3 protein-coding genes and 1 pseudogene are annotated in these 3,418 nt (G+C 38.0%); 1 reads left to right on the forward strand and 3 read right to left on the reverse strand.

The genetic code is table 11. From position 1 onward, the window contains the following. A pseudogene (locus AC3LHT_RS05515) lies at positions 1-320 on the forward strand (transposase); the annotation flags it as partial. Positions 321-423: 103 nt separating this feature from the next. On the opposite strand, the gene AC3LHT_RS05520 reads toward AC3LHT_RS05515, so the two are convergent. The 3 genes from AC3LHT_RS05520 to AC3LHT_RS05530 form a co-directional block, all read right to left on the reverse strand. Next, the gene (locus AC3LHT_RS05520; RefSeq protein WP_488662214.1) at positions 424-1,701 is read right to left on the reverse strand and encodes a hypothetical protein; all 1,278 of its coding nucleotides are present in this window, start codon (positions 1,699-1,701) and stop codon (positions 424-426) included. A gap of 612 nt (positions 1,702-2,313) precedes the next feature. Next, positions 2,314-2,907: an orotate phosphoribosyltransferase gene (gene pyrE / locus AC3LHT_RS05525; RefSeq protein WP_290666751.1), complete on the reverse strand. Its 594-nt coding sequence runs from the start codon at positions 2,905-2,907 to the stop codon at positions 2,314-2,316. A 12-nt stretch (positions 2,908-2,919) separates the two neighbouring features. Beyond that, on the reverse strand, positions 2,920-3,418 hold a 499-nt coding region (locus AC3LHT_RS05530), incomplete at its 5' end, for an orotidine 5'-phosphate decarboxylase / HUMPS family protein (protein WP_488662215.1).

The following is a 3,418-nucleotide window of genomic DNA, read 5'->3' on the forward strand; positions in this document are numbered from 1 at the left end:
TTGATCGTAGTAGCATGATACCAGTGATAGATACAAACAAAAGGAAAGGTATATCGCTGGAAAAGCAGAGTCAGGCTCGTTGGTTAGGCATTCAATTAAGGCAAATATATGCGGAGAAGTATAAAAACCGTTGGGAGATAGAGAGAACGATTAACATTCTACAAGAGTATTTCAATCTGGAATACATCTGGTATGTGAGAAACAGGAATTATTATGCGATATTGGGTTTGGCCATTTTGGCATACAACCTTTGTGTTATGTTCAATATCTTGAACAATCGCCCTCACAGAAAGGTTGCTGATATTGTTGGTTGTTACTGATTTTTGAGACACCCTAATAAAATGAGATAAAAAGATTCGCTATTAAAAAGGAATAAATGCTATACCCTTGTTTTCTGCGTCAGGAGTGAAGTCGTTTTCCGTGTTATTGCAGAAATATATCTTTAAGAATGGCTTTTATGTCTTCAAACGTAAGCATAAGTTGACCACCTTGAGGATAATCCGACAACCAGGATTTTTCATCAATCCAGTATTCATCTGTTGCTCTTATGATTCCATCTTTATCTATAACAAATATTCTTTCAGCTGCTGGGTATCCATACAGTGAAAGCATCTCTCTATCGTTTACCACATAGAGCCACTCCATATCTTCAGGGCATAACTCATCATATTCTTCACCAGTAAGCAACCATACTATTTTTATTGAACTTGTATAGAATTCTTTCAGATAATAGTCAACGTGTAGAAGTTGGTACAATCTGGCTTTGTTTGTGTCTGTAAAGACATTACTACAGCTGTAACAGCTGTCTTCTCTTCTTGAAGCTATCTCACAAGGCTTATAAGAGCTTAAAACAAGAATTGTTGCTTTTACGTCTGTTGCCGGAATCGATACTTCTCTTCCTAGAAGATCTTTTGCTGTAAAAGCCGGGGCTTTGTATCCGACTTCAAGGAATGGCTTAATTGTTGCAGCTTCATCCACAGCTTCTAAAACAACCTTCGCGCCGGCAGGAGAAATAGAAAATATCCTGTAGTTTTTGCCACCAATAGGTATTACAACTTTTGCATTGTAAACTTCCGGTGATGGTACTGATGGATTGATCTTTCCGTCCAGGTTGCGGTCTATACCGAAATGAATGTCATCCAATACGCTGTAATCCCCATCTGTTCTTTTTGTAAAAAGAATCACCTTATAAATGTTTCCCGAAACTTCAAGCACCCCTTCGCGGTGACTTGAAAACCAGTAGCTCAATGTATACTTTCCAAAAAAACCAAACTTTGTTCCTATAAAACGTAAAAGCACGTCACTTGAATGCTCTTTTCCATCGACATCATAATAAACTGTCACTTCCTTTTTCCAGAAATACATATCCTGAGTTCCTTTCGTTTTTCTCGAATAACATTCCGCGGGACCGTCAACAATAAAACTACCATTATTGTTTGCATCCACCCATAAAGTTGGTGACGGTCCGTCGAGGAGCATAATGCTAAGCTGTCTGGCTCCAACACTTATCTCTCCAAAAAGGAATTTTGATTCTGGTGTAATGGGTAATTCAGTTGGCTGTTTAGCAGATAACACCACGTCCTGAGAAAAAGACCCGGTATTCCAGTTTATAACGCTTGGAAGATAAGCAACAATAGTGTTCCCAATCAGCAATAATGGCAGTATCATCACTAAAGTAATGAAAATGATACGCTTTGTCATTTCTCTCACCTCCCATTCACGAATCAATTGCACGTGCAAGACTTATCAACCAAACAAACACCTTCAAAAATACCGCTATTAAGGGTGAAATTAATTGTCCCGGTAATTAAGCCATGCCCTGAAAATGTCTCCACCTTTTCACATTCATCAAACCAAAAAGGTCCTACATACGTGCAGTGTGAGTATAATGAATGTACTTTTGAACCATTTTCATAAGAATCCCTGCTTTCGGTACAGATCAGATGGATCTGATTCAACACAAGTAAGTATAACAAATATATTTCATAAATAAGAATATCGTTTTATCTTATTTTTCTTGTTCTTTCTTTATTTTTTATTCTTTACTTGTTTTTTTTCTTCTCTTTTCTTGTTTTTTCTCTTTTTTGCTAATAACATTCACCTTAATTCAAATGTCCGAAAATATAGGACTGAGAAACATAGGGATAACTACAACAGATATCGCTATTTATGAATTTAAAAAAATGATGCTTACCAGGGTATTAACTGGTGGAACGATATAAACAAAAGAATGTGTTTAGGATATAGGGTTTTGGGTCTGGATTTTTACTAAGGCCTAACAACTAGAACCCAAATCCGCTTTTAACCCGCTATTCACTTTTGATGCTTAGCTTTTTTTCTTTCCCTGCTTCCCGGTTTTACTATCGGTATCCCTTTTTCGCAAAGTGGGCATGTTTGGGGTTCATAGGCAATAGCATTGATTTTCAAAATTGATCTAAACTTTACCCCAAAATCCACTTGATCATTGCTTCGGTCAACAATGCTACCGATGCCCATGACTTCCCCTCCCAGTTCTTTTACAATTTGCATTACTTCCCTTGTTGAGCCTCCGGTAGTGACAACATCTTCAACAACGAGGACTTTTTCTCCTCTTTTTATTTCAAAGCCCCTTCTCAGTTGCATTTGCCCCTGGGTTCTTTCTGCAAATATTCCACGAACGTTAAGCTGTTTTGCCATTTCATAGGCCAAAACCACACCACCGAGTGCTGGTCCAATAACAACGTCGATTTTATCAGCGGTAAATTCATCAGCCAATTTCTTTGAAAACAATTCACTATATTCAGGATATTGAAATAGTTTTGCACATTGGATATACGTGTCACTATGCTTCCCCGAACTAAGAAGAAAGTGCCCTTTTAATACCGCGCCAAGGGATAAGAGTATTTCCATAGCTTCTTTATCGTTCACATAAATCCCTCCCTATTTTGAGTACGTTAAACGATAGAATTCTTCGCAGCTCTTTCTTATGTTTTCTGCGTAGATTATGGATCTTGAAACGTTTATAATCAGCCTCTCGTAATGTTCGCTATCCCGTAAAAAATCCACACTTCCACCCTGAGAGCCTATTCCAGGGACGAGAGCAAAGCCATCATTTTCTTCAAGTAAAGTCATTAGCTTTTCACCCTGGGTAGCTCCAAGAACCATTCCAAGATTCTTATAATCTCTTCTCCATTCACCGATTTTTTTTGCGACTTTTAAAGACAAATCATCATGAATCTGAAAATCAATTGCGCTCTGATTGCTGGTCAAAGTCAAAATAAAAGCGTAACGACCCTCATATTTTGCAAAGGCCTCTATTGCATCGAACCCCATATAGGGATTCAATGTTACGGCATCCGCTTGCATAACTTCATACGCAAATCTTGCATATTGAGAGGAAGAGTTGGCTATGTCTCCAAATTTTGCATCGAGTATCCAA

The sequence above is a fragment of the Kosmotoga sp. genome (assembly GCF_982836095.1).

Coding starts and splice junctions, on each gene's coding strand:
- AC3LHT_RS05520 (WP_488662214.1), bottom strand. CDS start 1,701: ATGACAAAGCGTATCATTTTCATTACTTTAGTGATGATACTGCCATTA.